This is a genomic window from Aurantiacibacter gangjinensis (assembly GCF_001886695.1).
GTDB classification, from domain to species: domain Bacteria; phylum Pseudomonadota; class Alphaproteobacteria; order Sphingomonadales; family Sphingomonadaceae; genus Alteraurantiacibacter; species Alteraurantiacibacter gangjinensis.
Map to the genome: position 1 here is coordinate 1 of NZ_CP018097.1, position 17,099 is coordinate 17,099.

General features: G+C 63.5%; 17 protein-coding genes. 9 read left to right on the plus strand and 8 right to left on the minus strand.

Going from position 1 to position 17,099, the window contains the following annotated elements; genetic code table 11:
- Complete coding sequence (locus tag BMF35_RS00005) at positions 1–609, minus strand: HdaA/DnaA family protein (RefSeq protein WP_047006158.1); 609 nt, start codon at positions 607–609, stop codon at positions 1–3.
- A gap of 29 nt (positions 610–638) precedes the next feature.
- On the minus strand, positions 639–1,913 hold the full coding sequence (locus BMF35_RS00010) for a hypothetical protein (RefSeq protein ID WP_052765944.1): 1,275 nt from the start codon (positions 1,911–1,913) through the stop codon (positions 639–641).
- A 68-nt stretch (positions 1,914–1,981) separates the two neighbouring features.
- Between BMF35_RS00010 and purM the strand changes: the two genes are divergently transcribed.
- From purM to BMF35_RS00025, 3 genes are read left to right on the plus strand one after another with little or no spacing between them, the layout of a single operon-like run.
- On the plus strand, positions 1,982–3,079 hold the full coding sequence (gene purM, locus BMF35_RS00015) for a phosphoribosylformylglycinamidine cyclo-ligase (RefSeq protein ID WP_082115645.1): 1,098 nt from the start codon (positions 1,982–1,984) through the stop codon (positions 3,077–3,079).
- Positions 3,072–4,034 (plus strand): phosphoribosylglycinamide formyltransferase, encoded by a 963-nt coding sequence (purN, locus tag BMF35_RS00020; RefSeq protein WP_047006159.1) that lies wholly within the window; start codon positions 3,072–3,074, stop codon positions 4,032–4,034. The genes purM and purN overlap by 8 nt, the downstream gene beginning before the upstream one ends.
- Before the next feature lie 3 nt (positions 4,035–4,037).
- Complete coding sequence (locus tag BMF35_RS00025; protein WP_052765945.1) at positions 4,038–5,249, plus strand: sulfotransferase family protein; 1,212 nt, start codon at positions 4,038–4,040, stop codon at positions 5,247–5,249.
- Between the two features lie 10 nt (positions 5,250–5,259).
- Here the strand turns inward: BMF35_RS00025 and BMF35_RS00030 are convergent, their stop codons facing one another.
- The 5 genes from BMF35_RS00030 to BMF35_RS00050 all read right to left on the minus strand — a co-directional run bounded on the left by BMF35_RS00030 (position 5,260) and on the right by BMF35_RS00050 (position 8,496).
- Positions 5,260–5,670, minus strand: coding sequence for a nuclear transport factor 2 family protein (locus BMF35_RS00030; RefSeq protein WP_047006160.1), 411 nt, complete (start codon positions 5,668–5,670; stop codon positions 5,260–5,262).
- A gap of 119 nt (positions 5,671–5,789) precedes the next feature.
- A complete protein-coding gene (gene ndk / locus BMF35_RS00035; protein WP_047006161.1) occupies positions 5,790–6,212 on the minus strand; it encodes a nucleoside-diphosphate kinase in 423 nt (140 codons plus the stop codon).
- Positions 6,213–6,360: 148 nt separating this feature from the next.
- Positions 6,361–6,798 carry a DNA polymerase III subunit chi gene (locus tag BMF35_RS00040; protein WP_047006162.1) on the minus strand — a complete coding sequence of 146 codons (438 nt, stop codon included), beginning with the start codon at positions 6,796–6,798 and terminating at the stop codon, positions 6,361–6,363.
- Between the two features lies 1 nt (position 6,799).
- A complete protein-coding gene (locus BMF35_RS00045; RefSeq protein WP_071961138.1) occupies positions 6,800–6,955 on the minus strand; it encodes a DUF2256 domain-containing protein in 156 nt (51 codons plus the stop codon).
- Between the two features lie 77 nt (positions 6,956–7,032).
- Positions 7,033–8,496, minus strand: a complete 1,464-nt coding sequence (locus tag BMF35_RS00050) for a leucyl aminopeptidase (protein ID WP_071961139.1) — start codon at positions 8,494–8,496, stop codon at positions 7,033–7,035.
- Positions 8,497–8,595: 99 nt separating this feature from the next.
- Here BMF35_RS00050 and BMF35_RS00055 point away from each other — a divergent pair, with 99 nt between their 5' ends.
- The 4 genes from BMF35_RS00055 to rsmA all read left to right on the plus strand — a co-directional run bounded on the left by BMF35_RS00055 (position 8,596) and on the right by rsmA (position 14,262).
- Complete coding sequence (locus BMF35_RS00055) at positions 8,596–10,911, plus strand: LPS-assembly protein LptD (RefSeq protein WP_047006164.1); 2,316 nt, start codon at positions 8,596–8,598, stop codon at positions 10,909–10,911.
- 182 nt (positions 10,912–11,093) lie between these two features.
- Positions 11,094–12,431 carry a peptidylprolyl isomerase gene (locus BMF35_RS00060; protein WP_236781527.1) on the plus strand — a complete coding sequence of 446 codons (1,338 nt, stop codon included), beginning with the start codon at positions 11,094–11,096 and terminating at the stop codon, positions 12,429–12,431.
- 5 nt (positions 12,432–12,436) lie between these two features.
- Positions 12,437–13,447 (plus strand): 4-hydroxythreonine-4-phosphate dehydrogenase PdxA, encoded by a 1,011-nt coding sequence (gene pdxA / locus BMF35_RS00065; RefSeq protein ID WP_047006166.1) that lies wholly within the window; start codon positions 12,437–12,439, stop codon positions 13,445–13,447.
- A complete protein-coding gene (rsmA, locus tag BMF35_RS00070; protein WP_047006167.1) occupies positions 13,444–14,262 on the plus strand; it encodes a 16S rRNA (adenine(1518)-N(6)/adenine(1519)-N(6))-dimethyltransferase RsmA in 819 nt (272 codons plus the stop codon). Before pdxA ends, rsmA begins: the two co-directional genes overlap by 4 nt.
- On the opposite strand, the gene BMF35_RS00075 is transcribed toward rsmA, so the two are convergent.
- On the minus strand, positions 14,252–14,671 hold the full coding sequence (locus BMF35_RS00075) for a PilZ domain-containing protein (RefSeq protein ID WP_047006168.1): 420 nt from the start codon (positions 14,669–14,671) through the stop codon (positions 14,252–14,254). The genes rsmA and BMF35_RS00075 overlap by 11 nt on opposite strands.
- Positions 14,672–14,795: 124 nt before the next feature.
- Here BMF35_RS00075 and BMF35_RS00080 point away from each other — a divergent pair, with 124 nt between their 5' ends.
- Both BMF35_RS00080 and BMF35_RS00085 read left to right on the plus strand, forming a co-directional pair.
- On the plus strand, positions 14,796–16,007 hold the full coding sequence (locus BMF35_RS00080; RefSeq protein WP_047006169.1) for a hydrolase: 1,212 nt from the start codon (positions 14,796–14,798) through the stop codon (positions 16,005–16,007).
- Entirely contained in the window at positions 16,004–17,017 is a 1,014-nt protein-coding gene (locus BMF35_RS00085; RefSeq protein ID WP_047006170.1) for an arginine N-succinyltransferase, read from the plus strand. Before BMF35_RS00080 ends, BMF35_RS00085 begins: the two co-directional genes overlap by 4 nt.
- Positions 17,018–17,099 lie beyond the last annotated feature (82 nt).

Sequence of the window (17,099 nt, forward strand, 5' to 3'; positions counted from 1 at the left end):
TCAAAGCAAGCGCGGCTCGTCAGGGCCGTTCACCGCTTCCAGCGCGGCGCGCCAAATTCCCAGGCTAGGTGGGGCTTTTCGCTCGAGGGACAAGCGGTCGATGGTGATGACCAGATTTTCCAGCGCCGCGTGGGATCGCGATGCGCGCGGCACAAGGTAATCGGCCGCATCCTGACCGAGAGGCAGGCCCCGCTCCTGCGCCATCGAGAGAAGCAGTTCCGCTGCCATCTCGTCATCGGGCTGGCCGATTTCCAGTTGCAGCGATCCGCCGAGGCGCGATTTGAGATCGGGCAGTGCGATGTTCCATGGCGGCTCTCCGGCCACGATCAGCAGCGGCGTGCCATCCTCCTGCGCGCGGTTCCAGCGATGGAACAGCGCATCTTCCGGCATGGCCTGCGCATCGTCCACTGCCTCTCCCCTGCCGTTGGCGGCAAACCAGCCTGCCAGTAGCGACTTGCCCGAACGCGGCGGCCCGGTAAGCACGGCGGTGCGATAGGGCCAGCTTTCGGGCGCGAGCAACGCCTCCGCCACGGCGGCATTGGCATTGCCCAGCACGATGCGCTGCGGTCCGCCGCCGCCGGTCGGGAGAGGAAGGGCAATCTGGCTCATCGTATCGTCACGCCGGGTCGGCGGTTTCTTCAGCGCGAGATGCCGAGGCCGCCCGCTCCCTCGCTTACCGCCCAGCCGCGCTGGCGCAATATTGCGGCAAGATCGGACAATTCGCCGGCATAGCTGACGCTCAGCAGCGACGCGCCGCCGATGGCCGTGGATGTCACCGACACGCCGCGAACGCCGGGCGTACCGCGCAGCAGGCTGACGGCGCGGTCGAAAGAGCCGGTATCGGGCGTTGCCACCTGCACCGCGAAGGTTGCTGTCGCGACGGCCGGCTCCGGAGTGGCGGGCGTATCAGGCGAAGCGGTATCGTCAACATCGCTAGCGGCATCAGTCTCCCTGCTTGCCGCAGCTTCGGCCCGGCGAGCCTGTGCCAGAAGCGCCTGTATCTCCGGGCTAATCTCGATATTGTCGAGCGTCAGCGTCGGATCAGGGCGCAGAGTGCCATCGGCGAGCGCGGCGGCGAAAATGCCGTCGAACCGCTCCACCGCCTGGCTGAGCATGCGCGGCAGATCCTCACTGCTGTCGGCGCGAAGCGTGAAGCTGTCGAGATAGCGGTTATCCGGCCCGTAGCGCGCGGTGAATGTGCCTTCCACCGGGCCGCCGGGCCATTGCCATGTCAGGTCCGCCACCGGCACGAGGATGTCGGCGGCGCCGAATTCGTCGAGAATATTGTTCCACCACGCCCGGCTTCGGCGCCCCGTCTGGCCATAGGTCAGCAGCAGGCTCTCTCCGCCAGCACCGTTGGGCCGCACATAATCGATGGCGCTGCCGCCGAACTGGTATTCCGCCCAGGCCCGCTGCCACGGATTGCGCATTTCGAACATCGTCTGCGTGCCGCCCGATACCATCACCGGCAGGGTGAGCATGGGCGCAGAACGGCTGCGCGCTCCGTCGGCACCCAGCATCCCGCCGGCACGCTGGCGATCAAAAATCACGCCAAGGCGCGCGACATAGCGGCGCGGACCAATATTCTCCTGCTCGATCACGATGGAGCTGACCATGCCCTCTAGCCGCGAATCGGGGATGTCCGGCCCGCCGAGCTGTTCCCACGCGATGCGCTGCGCCTCGCGCCAGCCGTTCTGCTGGGCATCCTCGGCACTTTCCCCGCGCACATCCACCTCGATACCCGACACGCTGATATCGGAGCTGCTGGCGACCGGCGCGATTCCGCGCTCGCCCGAGACCTGCGCGGTTAGGGAGGCGACGGCGAAGATCGCCAAAGCGAGCGCGAATGCCGCACCCAGAAGGGCGGGCCAGTGCCGCTTGAAGGCGAAAGGAGGGAAGGAAAGAGTGTTCATCGGGGAAATCGCGAGCCTTTTGCCCAATGGCGAGTGGAAATCCAAGCCTGAAAGACTATGGCATGTGCATGAGTTCGGACAAGCAATCCTACACATATGAACAGGCGGGCGTTTCCATCGAGGCGGGCAACCGGCTGGTGAAGGCGATCGGCCCACTGGTAAAAGCGACGATGCGGCCCGGTGCCGATGGCGAGATCGGCGGGTTCGGCGGCTTCTTCGATCCGAAGGCGGCGGGGTATAACGATCCGCTGCTTGTGGCGGGCAATGATGGCGTGGGCACAAAGCTGAAGCTGGCCATCGACACAAACCGGCACGACACCGTCGGCATAGACCTCGTCGCCATGTGCGTGAACGACCTGATCGTACAGGGCGCAGAGCCGCTGTTCTTCCTCGACTACTTCGCCACCGGTAAGCTGGAAAACGGCGTCGCCGAGCGCGTGATTGCGGGTATCGCCGAAGGCTGCAAGCAGGCAGGCTGCGCGCTGATTGGCGGCGAAACGGCGGAAATGCCCGGCATGTATGCGGCGGGCGATTACGACCTTGCCGGGTTCTGCGTCGGTGCGGTGGAGCGCGGCGAGCAGCTGACCGGCAACAGGGTGGCACCCGGCCATGTTCTGCTGGGCCTTGCCAGTTCGGGTGTGCATTCCAACGGTTTTTCGCTCGTCCGGCGGTTGGCGGAGGACAAGGGTTGGAAGCTGGAGCGCCCTGCCCTGTTCGATGCGGACCGTCTGTTGATCGAGACGCTGCTGGAGCCGACCCGCATCTATGTAAAAAGCCTGCTGCCCATCGTGCGCTCCGGCAATGTCTCTGCGCTGGCGCACATCACCGGCGGCGGCCTGCTGGAGAACATCCCCCGCGTGCTGCCCGAGGGGGCCCGCGCAATCGTCGATGCCGATAGCTGGGAGCAGTCGCGGCTGATGGCGTTCCTGCAGGCACAGGGCAGTATCGAGCCTGCCGAAATGGCGCGCACCTTTAACTGCGGTGTCGGCATGGTTGTGGCTGTCGATTCCGACAGTGTCGATACGGTGACCGACGCGCTGACCGAAGCCGGCGAAACGGTGATGCGGATCGGTGAAATCGTCGAAGGCCAGCGCGGCTGCACGGTGCGCGGCTCTGCCGGATCATGGTCGGCGCGCGAGGACTGGGCGGCTGAGCACGATGGCTGAAAAGGCCCGTGTCGCCTGCCTTTTGTCGGGCAATGGCACCACCATGTCCGCACTGCTGTTCCAGTCGCGCCTTCCCGATTGCCCATATGAAATCGTGCTGGTCGCAAGCAACAATCCCGATGCCGGCGGCCTCAAGATCGCCGCTGCCGAAGGTATCGCCACTTTCAGCCACAGCCATCGCGGCATGGACCGCGTCGAGCACGAAGCGATCATCGATGCCGCCCTACAACGGGCTGGCGCCGAATATGTCGCGCTATGCGGTTACATGCGCATCCTGACGGAGGGCTTCGTCGAAAGCTGGGCAGGCCGGATGGTCAACACCCACCCATCGCTGCTGCCGAAATACAAGGGCCTCGACACGCACCAGCGCGCCATCGATGCAGGCGACGCGTTTGGCGGATGCAGCGTCCATGTCGTGACGCCGGAACTGGATGGCGGGCCGCTGCTCGGGCAAATGCCAGTCGCCATCCTGCCGAGCGACACGGCAGACAGCCTCGCTGCGCGCGTAATCCTTGCAGAATACCAGCTCTACCCGCGCACCTTTGCCGCCTATGTCTCGCGGCAATACCGCGCCGACTGGTTGCTGGAACGGGTGCGCGAGCTGGCGCTTGCCCAGCCCGAGGCCGAAGAGCGCGAAAGCCACGGATCGCCCGCATGGCGCACAGCCGGAAAGAGCGGCAAGTTCTTCGCCCATTTCAGCGACACCCATCATGGCAGCGACCATATCGGTGTGCTGGTAAAGACAGGCGGCGTGGACGAGGTGGAAGGATTGGTTGAGACTGCCCCGCAAACCTATTTCAAACCTGCTTATTACGGTGCCAGCGGCTGGGTCGGGATCATTCTCAACAAGGCGGGCGTTGATTGGGACCATGTGTCCGAATGGCTCGATAGAAGCTGGCAATCCGTCGCACCCAAGCGCCTTACGAAGCTGCGCGATGCCGCAGCGGAGTTCTAGCTTTTGAATCCGCCACCGCGCCCGCATCCCACCACCCGGTCCAAACGCGTCGATACGGTGATCGGCTGGCTGGAGACCGCGTGGCGCAAGGGGCTGAGCGCGCGGCCCTCGCTCGATCCCGATGTGCTGTGGGAGAAAGCGCTGGCCGATGCCCCAGCCCATGGCGAAACCGCCTGCCGCAGTGCGGAGGATGTCGCCGATTTCCGGCTCCGGCTGGAGAAGCTCTGCGATGCGCTGGCAAGCGAGGCGCAGCTCAATCCACTGGGCGAAACGATGGCGCATGGCCAGCTTGTGCGCGTCATTCGCCAGCGGCTAAATTTGGGCGTGCTGTGGCGTAAGGCCCCTGCCCTGCTCGACACGCCGCTCGCCCCGCCGATCATCGTGGCGGGGCAAATGCGCAGCGGCACAACGCGAATACACCGCCTGTTGGCCGCCGATCCTTCGCTTTCGGCCACGCGCTTTTGCGATAGCTGGCATCCCGTGCCGCGCTCTCCCGATACACGGCCAGCCTGGTCTGCCCTCTCGCTGGCCTTTGCGAAGGCGCTGGACCCGTGGCTCGATACGATCCACCCTTTCGGCGCGACACGCGCGGACGAAGAGCTTGGCTGGCTTGCTGCTGCGCTGGATCACGCCGCCTATGAAGCACAATGGCGCATCCCCGGCTTCACCGCTTTCAGCGAAGCGCGCGATCCGGCGCCAGTGTATCACGAATTCGCCCGGATGCTGCGCACGGACGCTAGCTGGCACGATAACGCGCACCGGCCGCGTGTGCTGAAAGTGCCGCAGTTCGCCGAGGACTTGCCGGCGCTCTTGGCGCAGTTTCCCGATGCGCGCGTGGTAATGACGCGGCGTTGCGAAAACGACCTGATCCGTAGTTCCGCGTCACTGGTGGCAAACCAGATGGCAATCCAGTCCGACCATGCGGATTACGAATGGATCGAAGCCGAAGTCGCGCGCAAAATTGCGTTGCGCCAAGAGCGCATGGATGCCGCCCTCGCCGCCTTCGACGGCCCCGTGGCGGATGTTGATTTCGATGCGCTAGGTGAGAACTGGGAGACGGAGATCACGCGCATCTACGCGACGCTCAGCCTGCCAATGTCGGACGAAACCCTTCCGGCCATGCGCGAGGAACAGCGCAAGGCCTCGAACGGTGCGCACAGGCACCATGGCAAGCAAATACAGGCTTTCGAAAGCAGCGCCGCGCAAGGCGCGTAATTAGTCGCGATCAGGCAGGCTGCCGGGTTTCCATCGTCGGCTTTAGCATGCGCGCAAGGTGCGGTGCGTTCGGGCTGCCATAGCTTTGCCAATACACGACTTTCCCACGCTTGATCCGCGCGCGCCACAGCGTGTCGGTTGCCATGGCAGGCTGGTCGGAAGTGACATGCCCGCGCAGCAGCACCTCTCCATCATGATGGGTCGAGTGTTCGATATGCAGTTTGAAGCTGCGGTCCATGTCAAGAAAACGGCGCGTGGCGGCAATAACGTCGTCTCGCCCTTCCAGCCATTCTCCATGGCTGTCGACGAAGCGCGGATTGTCACCCAGCAGGCTCGCAACCCGATCCGCATCATGGTCGTTCATCGCCGCGACCATTTCGCGCACGATAGCTATCTCGCGTTTCTTTCCGCCGTCGAACACCGGAACGCTCCCCTTTCCGGACAAGTTCGACTTGTATAGCACCAGAATCGATTCGCTCCGAATCTGGCTTCAACCAGATCCGGAGCGCAATCTTCTTACAAATTGTAGGCTAACAAAGGTTAGCCGACGATCTCGTCTTCGTTGAAGAAGTAGTCGATCTCAATCTTGGCGTTTTCATCGCTATCCGAACCGTGGACGGTGTTCTCGCCGATCGACAGGGCATAGGCCTTGCGGATGGTGCCTTCATCGGCCTCGGCAGGATTGGTAGCGCCCATTACCTTGCGGTTGCGCAGCACGGCATCTTCGCCTTCCAGAACCTGCACGACAACCGGCTCACTGACCATGAAATCCACCAGTTCGCCGAAGAAGGGGCGATCCTTGTGGACCGCGTAAAAGCCTTCTGCCTGTTTGCGGCTCATGTGGATACGCTTGGACGCGACGACGCGGAGGCCTGCATCTTCCAGCATTTTGGTGACGGCGCCAGTGAGGTTGCGCTTGGTGGCATCGGGCTTGATGATCGAGAATGTGCGGGTGGCCGCCATGGGAGGTATCCTTTGGATAAAAGAGAGATGTGCGAATTGCGCGCGCCCCTACCCTCCCCGCCGCGTCGGAGCAAGAGCCATGGTGGTGCGCGTTTGATTGCCGTCGCTGGAGGTTAGCCCGGCTTGCATGTGCGAAGCGTTGCGAGGATCATGGTCCCTCGACCCAGCGGCCGCCATCCTGCTTCCAGAAGCGACTCTCCACGCCCTCTCGGTCCTGAATGGCTTTCCATGTTAGTCGCGCGCCGACGATGGTCGACTGGTCGAAGAGATAGAGCACGCGCGAAAAGCCTTCACCCGGTTCGCGCCACTGGCCATCCGCGATCAGCAGGAATTGCGCGCCATTCACCGCATCCACTTCGTTCGAGAGCAGGATGGGCTGGCGCGCATCATGCTCGTCCCCCGCAATGCCATTGGCGAGGAAGGCCTCGGGCGCTGTATCCCACAGCGTCTTGCTGGCGCTCTCCAGCAGTTCCAGATCGTCGGCCACAATCAGAAGTTTTTCGCCAGCCTGCCGCACCTTGCCAGCCAGCAGGGCGATGGCTGCAGGAGCCGGGTCTTGCGACAGCAGATAGAAGTCGACACGCATGTCAGCCCTCGCCTTTCGCCTTTGTGCGCCGGCACCTTTCGGAGCAGTAGCGCACATTGTCCCAGTCCCGCTCCCACTTCTTGCGCCAGGTGAACGGCAGGCCGCAGGATGCGCAAATCTTGGACGGAAGGTCCGATTTCTTGCGCATCCGTGGCATTACTCTCGGCCTACCGCTTCGCTGCTTGAGGCCATCTTATCGGCCTACCGCTTCGCTGCTCGAGGCCATGCCTGTCCTCAGCTTTCGACTGTCGAGCGGACGAAATCGTCGAGCAGCTTCACGCCGTAGCCGGTCGCGCCCTTATCCCATGTCGCGCCCGGCTTTTCGGTCCAGACGGTGCCGGCAATGTCGAGATGCGCCCACGGCGTATCGTTCTCGATAAAGCGACCGAGGAATTGCGCGGCGGTGATCGAGCCCGCCCAGCGCGGGCCGATATTCTTCATGTCGGCAATCGGGCTATCCAGCAGCTTGTCGTATTCCGGCCCGAGCGGCAGACGCCACAAGCGGTCGCCGCTGCGCAGACCCGACGCGATAAGATCGTCCGCCAGATCGTCATTATTGCTGAACAAGCCCGCCTGCTCATGGCCCAGGCTGATGAGCATGGCACCGGTCAGCGTGGCAAGGTCGACGATGCGCGACGGCTTGTATTCCTGCTGCACCCAGGTCAGCGCATCGCACAGCACCAGCCGGCCTTCGGCATCTGTGTTTAGAACCTCGATCGTCTGGCCGGACATGGATGTGACGACATCGCCCGGGCGCATCGCGCGGCCATCGGGCATGTTTTCCACCAGCCCGCACACGCCGATAATGTTGGCCTTGGCCTTGCGCAGCGTCAGCGCCAGCATTGCACCCGCAACCGCACCTGCGCCACCCATATCGAATTTCATGTCGCCCATGCCGGGGCCGGGCTTCAGCGAAATGCCGCCCGTGTCGAAGGTCACGCCTTTGCCCACGAAAGCGAGCGGTGCATCACCGTCTTTGCCGCCCATCCATTTGATGGCGAGCAGGCGCGATTCGCGTTCCGAGCCATAACCGACGCCCAGCAACGAACCCATGCCGAGCTTTTCCATCTCGGCATCGTCCAGCACGACAAGCTCTGCGCCAGTGCCTTCGAACCGCTCGCGGCACCGCTCCACGAAGCTTTCGGGATAAAGAATATTGGCAGGCTCGGTCACCAGTTCGCGGGTGAATTCCACGCCGGTCGCGACAGCCTTGGCGGTTTCCCATGCCGCCTCGGTGCCATCGGGTGCGCCTGCGACGATTACGGTCTTGAGCGAACGCTTCTGCTCGTCGCGCAGCTTCGTGCGGTATTCGTCCATCCGCCATGCGCGCAGCCTTGCGCCGGAAAGCACGGCAGCCGTTTCCTCCGCGCTCAGATCGCTGCTTGCCACATCCAGCGCCACCGCTTCCTCACCGCTAGTGAGGTATTTAGCAGTCAGCGCACCGCCCGCTTTCTCAAGCTTGGCCATGCGTTCGCGATCGTCGGGCTTGCCTGCGCCCACCAGCGCCATGCGCACGACATTGCCATCGACTTCCTGAAACCCGTCGAACACTTGCCCGGCCTTGCCTTTGAAGCGCGAGGCTTCCGCGCCTTCGATCATGGCGCGCGGCAGGTCGGAAGGCATGTCATCCTGCGCAACAATGCGCGCCACGATACGGGCGGTGTCGGCTTGCAGGGCGGGTGTGAAAGTAATGTCCATGTAGGCTCCCTAGGGCGTATTATCTTGTTATCGGGTGGCGCGATGCCGCCCGCAAAAGCTGGCGTTGCAGTTAGGGTCGCGCGGTGTAATAGGCAAGCCATGCTCCGCCGCTTCCCCTCGGTCCGCGTATCCACGCCCGGATTGGCCTGCGCCATGCTGTGCGCATCGCCCGCACTGGCGCAGGAAGGCGCCGGACCCGGCGTCGAGATGGCGCAGGAAGAAGGCGGCATTTTCGATCCTGAAGATGCGGGTGTGGAGCTGCCCGATATTTCGGAAAGCCCCTTCGCGCAGGTTCCCGATGGCGAGGGCCCGCGCGAGATCGGCTTCGAGGCGAACGAGCTTCGCTATGACGAGACGACCGATACTGTCACCGCATCAGGCGACGTCATCCTGCGTTCCGGCGACCAATCGGTGCGCGCCAACGAAGTCGTCTGGAACCGCCTGACCGGCGAGATCGTCGCCGCCGGCGCGATCCGCCTAGTGGACGAGAACGGCAACCAGCTTTTCACCGACCGCCTCGTGCTGACGGACGAGCTGGAAGCGGGCGCGATGACGAACCTCCTTCTCGCTTTCCGGCAGGGTGGCAGGCTGGCGGCGGAACAGGCATCGCGCGCCGAGAATGGCGACATAGAGTTGAACCGCGCCGCCTATTCCAGCTGCGCCGTGGTCGATCCGGATGGCTGCGACCGCTCGCCCAGCTGGCGGGTCACGGCAGAGCGGGTCTATTACGATCAGGATACGCAGCGCATCCGCTTTCGCGACGCCTATCTCGAATTGTTCGGTGCACGCATCCTTCCCCTGCCCGGCCTGACGGTTCGCGCGGACGGATCGGCGGATTCGGGCTTTTTCATTCCGGACATCGCATTTACCGCTTCCAACGGTGTCGAAATATCGGACAGCTATTACTGGCGCATCGCCGACAATCGCGACCTGACGGTAACGGGCTATCTCTATACCGATGCCGCGCCCATGGTGTCGGGCCAGTATCGCCAGCTTACTGGCAACGGCGCATTTCAGGTGACCGGCTACGCGACCTACGGATCGCGCATTCCGCTGGGATCGACGACCGAAACATCGGAACAGGATTTTCGCGGCTATTTCTTCGCCAATGGCCGGTTCCAGCTGGACGAGCACTGGACCGCGCAAGGCTCTCTGCGCCTCGCATCGGATCGCACCTTCCTGCGCCGCTACGACATCACACGCGAAGACCGGTTGCGCTCCGTGGTGGAGCTGCAGCGGATCGACGACAATTCCTTCGTTTCCATCGCCGGTTGGGGCACGCAGGCGCTGCTGGTCAGCACGCCGCAGGGCGAGGTGCCGCTGGCCTTGCCGCTGATCGATGCGCGCTACCGGCTCGAAGATCCGCTGCTGGGCGGCACGGTGGAATTGCAAGCCAACACGCTCGCCATCACTCGCGCAGAGGGGCAGGACACGCGCCGTGCCTTTGCCGGGGCGCAATGGGATTTGCGCCGCATCACCGGCCTCGGGCAGGAAGTGACATTCACCGCGCTTGTGCGCGGCGATGTCTATCATTCCGACGATAACCTGCTGACCAGCGTGCCTTCCTATCGCGGCGAAAGCGGCTGGCAGGCGCGGGGCGTCGCGACGGCGGCGGTGGATGTGAAATGGCCGCTTATCGGAGATTTCCTTGGCGGAACGCAGATCCTCACGCCGCGCGTTCAGCTGGTCGCCTCACCCGATATCGAGAACCTCGACATCCCGAACGAAGATGCGCGCGCCATCGACCTTGAGGATTCGAACCTCTTCGCGCTCAATCGCTTCCCCGGCTATGACCGCGTGGAGGACGGGGTGCGCGTCACATACGGCGCGGACTGGCAGGCCAACTTCCCCGGATGGCGGCTGCACACCACCATCGGGCAATCCTATCGCCTGACAGACGCGTTCGACATTTTCCCCGACGGCACGGGCCTCAACGAACAATTCAGCGATTTTGTGGGACGCACGGAGGTTCGTTATCAGGATTTCCTAAAATTCACCCACCGCTACCGCCTCGACAAGGACAGTCTCTCCGTTCGCCGCAACGAGATCGACGCGACCGTCGGCTCCGCGGAAACCTACGCGGAAATCGGCTATCTGCGGCTGGACCGCGACATTCCTTTCGACCTCGAAGACTTGCAGGACCGAGAGGAATTGCGCGTCGCGGGCCGCTTTGCTTTCGCGGGTTACTGGTCGATCTTCGGCTCTGCCGTCGTCAACCTGACCGACCGGGAAGAAGACCCAACCTTTACGTCCGACGGGTTTGAGCCGCTGCGCACGCGCCTAGGCATCGCCTATGCCGACGACTGCCTCGAATTCGGTTTCACATGGCGGCGCGATTTCATCGAATTGGCCGATGCGCAAAGCGGCAGCAGTTTCCGCCTGTATTTCAGCTTGCGTAATCTCGGCTTCAATTAGGGCGTTGCAAGCCTGTCGATAGCTGCATTGGCACGCGCGCAGCTTTTGGCTAGGACGCTTGGCCTGCGGCGCGCGGCTCAGCTATTGTTCAGCCGTGCCCGCCCAAGGCGGGCCCGTATTTGGACGCCGATGCGGCGCCAACAGACAAAACAAGGGTATATTGAATGTCGCTTGCGACCACATTGACGAAACTTGCAACGCCAACCGCGCTCGCCTTTGCGATGCTGGCCGCGCCTGCCCAGGCTCAGGGTGTCCAGGCCGCAGGCTCGGACGCGTTCAACCTGCCCGAAGACGTTACTTTCATCTCGGGCAACAACAACCCGAATGTCCGCCGCGCCACCGCCCGCGTAAACGGCAATATCATCACCGGCACCGATATCGACCAGCGTCTGGCGCTGATCATGTCGACCCAGGGCGAAGTCGAATACAGCGAAGCGCAATTGCAGGAACTGCGCCTGCAGGTGTTGCGCAATCTGATCGACGAGACGCTGCAGGTGCAGGAAGCCTCCATCCAGGACATGGCCGTCACCAATGAAGAGGTGGATTCGGCCTACGAAAACTTCGCCGTCAACGGGCGCGGCATGACCGTGCCGGAGTTGGATGCCTATCTCACCTCGATCGGATCGAGCCCGCGCTCCATCAAGCGCCAGATTATGGGCGAGCTGGCTTGGGATCGCTTGCTCCAGCGCAATATCTACCCGTTCGTCAGCGTGTCCGCCGAGGAAGTGCGCGAGGTGCATGAACGGATCGTAGAGGCGACCGGCACCACCGAATATCGGTTGGGCGAGATTTTCCTCTCGGCCAATCCGACCAATCGCGATCAGGTTGCGGCGAACGCCCAGCAGATCGTGCAGCAATTGCGACAGGGCGGCAGCTTCGTTGCGTACGCCCGGCAATATTCCGAAGCGTCTACCCGCATCGTCGGCGGCGACCTCGGCTGGATCCGTCTGGAGCAGTTGCAGCAGCCCACTCTGGAGGCTGCAGCCCAGCAGATGACGCCGGGCCAGCTTGTCGGCCCGCTGGAAATACCGGGCGGCTTTTCGATCCTGCTGATGATCGACCAGCGCCAGATCGGCATGGCCGACCCGCGCGATGCGGTGCTCAGCCTGAAGCAGATCAGCATCGGCTTCGAGCCGGGCATGACGCCCGAAGCCGCCGAAGCGCGTGCTGCCGAATTCATCGAAGTGGTGAACAGCATGAGCGGTTGCGGCGATGCGAACCAACGTGCCGCCGCCATCGGCGCCCAGGTGGTCGATAACGACCAGATCCCCGTCCGCCAGCTTCCCGAAGCGTTGCAAACGCCTCTTCTGCAGCTCAGCCTCGGCCAGACGACACCGCCATTCGGCGACCTGACCGAAGGCGTGCGGGTGCTGATGCTGTGCGGCCGTGACGATCCGGAACAGACCAGCGGCCCGACCATCGCCGAGATCGAAAACAGCATCGAAAGCGACCGCGTAAACCGCCGTGCCCAGCGCTATCTGCGCGATTTGCGGCGCGATGCGGTGATCGAATACAACTGAGCCGAATGACCTCCACTCTGCCGCTTGCCGTGTCTATCGGCGACCCGGCAGGGGTCGGTCCCGAACTGATCGCCCGCATTTATGCGGAGCGTAAGCAGCTGAGCCTACCACCCTTCGCGGTATGCGGTGGCGCTGCCGTGCTGACTGCCGCTGCCGAAAAGATCGGCTTGCCTTTCCAGACCGAGCGCATCGCCGATCCGCGCGAGGCGCAAAAGGTCTTCGCAGGCGCGCTGCCCGTGATCGGTACTTTCGATGGCGAGTATACGCCAGGAACCCCCACAACGGCAGGCGCGCAGCTTTCGCTGGATTCCCTGCATTATGCGATAGCGCTTGCCACCGGCACTCGCGCATCCGGGCTGGTGACGGCACCTGTCGCGAAGTCGGCCATCGCCGCCATCGACCCCGGCTTTATCGGCCAGACCGAGCGGCTGGCCGAGGCGTGCGACTTGCCACATGAGGCATCCGTCATGATGCTGGCAGGGCCGTCGCTGAAAACCGTACCGATGACGGTGCATTGCGCGCTGGCGGATGTATCCGGCCTGCTGACGCGCGACCTGATCGTGGATCGCACCCGCATCGTCGCGCGGGCCATGCGCACGGACTATGGCATCGCTCACCCGCGCATTGCGCTCGCCGGGCTCAATCCGCATGCCGGGGAGGATGGCCGCATGGGCCGCGAAGAGATCGACATCATCGCGCCGGCCATCGCCGCCCTGCGCACCGAAGGTATCGACGCGACCGGCCCGCATCCCGCCGACACGCTTTTCGCCACTCACAAGCGCGGCAGCTATGACGTCGCCATCGCCATGTATCACGATCAAGCGCTGGTGCCGCTGAAAGCGCTCGAATTTGACGAGGGGGTGAACGTCACGCTCGGCCTGCCCATCGTGCGCACGTCGCCCGATCATGGCACGGCCTTCGATATCGCCGGACAGGGCATTGCGCGCGCCAATGCAATGATTGCCGCCATCCGCATGGCCGGCGAGATCGCGGCGCGGCGGGCCCAGACGTCGTGAGCTTGCCCCCTTTACGCGAAGTCATCGCGGCGCACGGCCTTTCCGCCAGCAAGGCGTTGGGGCAGAATTTCCTTTTTGACGAGCAATTGCTGGACCGGATCGCCGCAATCCCCGCCTCTCTCGACGACAAGGCGGTCTTGGAAATCGGGCCCGGACCCGGCGGCCTGACGCGCGCCTTGCTGCGCGCCGGAGCCCGCGTGACGGCCATCGAACGCGACAGCCGCTGCATCCCGGCGCTCGCCGAAGTGCAGGAGGCTTTCCCGAACCAGCTTCGCGTGGTCGAAGAGGATGCGCTCGCCATCGATCACGGCGCGCTGATGGGCGAGCCTTTCGCCGTGGTGGCGAACCTGCCCTACAATATCGGCACACTCCTGTTCACACGCTGGATGGAGGCAGACGCTTGGCCGCCGCAATGGACCAGCCTCACGCTGATGTTTCAGCAAGAAGTCGCCCAGCGCATCGTCGCCAAGCCGGGAAGCAGCGCCTATGGCAGGCTCGCCGTGCTGGCACAGTGGCGCAGCACCCCGCGCCTTGCCATGAAAGTGCATCGCAGCGCCTTCACCCCGCCGCCCAAGGTGATGAGTGCGATCATCCATGTCGAGCCGAATTCGGCGCCCGAAGGCGTGTCGCAAAAGGTGCTGTCGCGCCTGACCGAAGCCGCATTCGGCCAGCGCCGCAAGATGCTGCGGCAAAGCCTGAAGGGTCTGGACGGTGCCCTGGACGCGCTCGCCGCTTGCAATATCGACCCGACGCGCCGCGCCGAGACTCTGAGCGTCGCGGACTACGTCGACGTCGCGCGGGTGCTCACAAAATGAAGAAATTGGCGATCAGGTAGGCGGCAGCCAAGGCGCAGATGCCAAGCACGGCATAGGCGGTAAGCGCGTTCTGGTTTTCACCCTCTGCGGAAGGCGCAGCGACAGGGGCACTTTTCCGCCGGGGTTTGCGCGCGCTGCCGAAAAGGCTGTGCACGTCGAGCCTTTCGCGAAGCCGCACGCCGAACTCGCGTCCGCGCACCCAGCGCACCTGGCCTGCCACTTCCTGCGAGGGGAGAAGAATTGTGATGAACTCGCCGCGCTCAGGCGGATTTTCCATGTTGCCCAGCAGTCCGCGTTCCGAAACGTCAGAGATGCTTGCCTCGCGCGTGCCTTGCGCGTCGGCGACGGACGCACGCAGCATCACGTTTGAACGCTGGTCCTTCCTGTCCGTCTGCGCTGCGCCTGGCATGGTGTGTCCTGTCGTCGTCTCACTAATCGGCTTCGCTTAGCTGAATTCCCTTAGCGGCGGGTAAAGGCTTCACCACAGCTTGCTGCATTTGACAGGCGCGCCATGCGGCGTAAGGCCTTGCGGCATGACAGCACTTTCGCCAGCCGAACGGAACCTGACCCAGCATATCGACCAGCAACGCATGTTATCGCGAACGCAGGACTGGGTCGCGATCAATTCCGGAACGGAAAATCTGGATGGCCTCGCCCGCATGGCAGACGCGCTGGCCGATGCCTTTTCCGCGCTGCCCGGTGACGTGACGCTGCACGATCCCGCGCCGGTCACCGTCGTCAATGCCGAAGGGTATGAGGTTGAAAAGCCCCATGGCCGCCACCTCGTGCTGTCGGTGCGCCCCGATGCCGAGCGCCGCCTGCTGCTGACAGGCCATATGGACACGGTCTTCCCGGTCGATCACCCCTTTCAGAGCCAGAAATGGCTGGACGACGATGTGCTGAACGGCCCCGGCACGGCGGATATGAAAGGCGGTATCGCGATCATCGCAGAAGCATTGATGGCGCTGGAAAAAAGCAAGGATTCCAGCCGGATCGGCTACGATGTGATGATCAATTCCGATGAGGAAACCGGCTCGCTCGCTTCTGCGGCGCTGATCGACGAGTTGGCACGCGGCAAATATGCTGCGCTGACTTACGAGCCGAGCGCCCTGCCCGACGGCACGCTGGCGCATGCGCGCGGCGGCAGCGGCAATTACACGCTGACTTTCACGGGCAAAAGCGCCCATGCCGGTCGCAATCCGCAGGATGGCCGAAATGCGATTGTGGCCGCGGCAGATGCCGCCGTGCGGCTGAAGGAATTGCAGCACGCGGACCTGCCGATCAATCCGGCGAAGATCGATGGCGGCGCGGCCAACAACGTGGTGCCCGATCATGCCGTGCTACGCTTCAACATTCGCCCGAAAACGACCGACGCCGCCGAGCAATTCGAGCGGGAACTCACGCGGCTGATTGCCGACCTCGGCACCGATCATGATTTGTCCGTCGCACTGCATGGCGGCATTTCGCGCCCGCCCAAGCCGGTGGACGAACGCGCGCAGAAACTGTTCGACCTGGTTCGCGATAGCGGCGCGGCGCTGGGCCACACAATTGGCTGGCAGAGCACGGGCGGCGTGTGCGATGGCAACAACATCGCGGCGAACCATGTGCCGGTCGTGGATACGATGGGCGTGCGCGGCGGCAAGATCCATTCGCCGGACGAGTTCATGATCGCCCCGTCGCTCACCGAACGCGCGCAGCTTTCGGCCATCGTCATGCACCGCCTCGCCACCGGAGAAAATCTGTGAGTTTCGTCATCCGTCCGGCGCTGGCCGATGACCTGCAGCACCTTTACGAAATGGCAAAACTGACGGGCGGTGGCTTTACCAATCTCCCCCCCGATCGCGCCTCGTTGACAGGCAAGTTGGAAGGGTCGAACGCCGCCTTTTCGCGCCAAGGCGACGACATCCAGCCCGAAACCTTCGTGCTGGCGCTGGAAAATACCGAAACCCGCGATGTGCGCGGTACCTGCCAGGTTTTTACCGCCGTCGGTCGGCAATATCCGTTCTATTCCTACCGCATCAATACGCTGACCCAGTATTCACAGGAGCTGGACCGCACGGTGACGGCAGAGCTTCTCAGCCTCGTCAACGATCTGGGCGGCACCAGCGAAGTGGGCGGCCTGTTTCTCCACCCCGGCGAACGCGCAGGCGGGCTCGGCCTGCTCTTGGCGCGCAGCCGCTATCTTTTCATCGCCGCCCATCGCGAGCGGTTCGGCGACCGTATTCTGGCAGAGCTGCGCGGCATTATCGACGAGCGCGGCGGATCGCCCTTTTGGGATGCCATCGGCGGCAAATTCTTCGGCATGAGCTTTCAGGAAGCGGACGAGTTCAACGCCATCAACGGCAACCAGTTTATCGCCGACCTGATGCCCAAGCACCCGGTCTATATCGCCATGCTGGGCGAGGAAGCGAAAAAGGTCATCGGCCTGCCCCACCCTAGCGGCCGCGCGGCCATGCGGATGCTGGAGAATGAAGGATTTTCCTATCAGGGCTATGTCGACATTTTCGATGGCGGCCCCACCATGCTGGCCGAAACCGACAAGGTACGCTCCATCGCCGACGCGCATCGCGGCACGGTGTCGGACGCGGCTTTGGGCAAGGGCGAGAAGGCGCTGATCGCGGCGGGCCGCCTGAAAGATTTCCGCTGTTGCTACGGCGCGCGGGAGATCGACAGCGAGGCTGTCCGGATTGACGCGCAAGCGGCGGAACTGCTGCGGATCGGCGAAGGCGAGACCGTGTGGAGTATCGCGCGGTAACACCAGAATGCCGCTCATCCTGAGCCTGTCGAAGGATCGCTTTTTCTTTAAGCGCGGCGCAAAAGAGAAGTACGACCCTTCG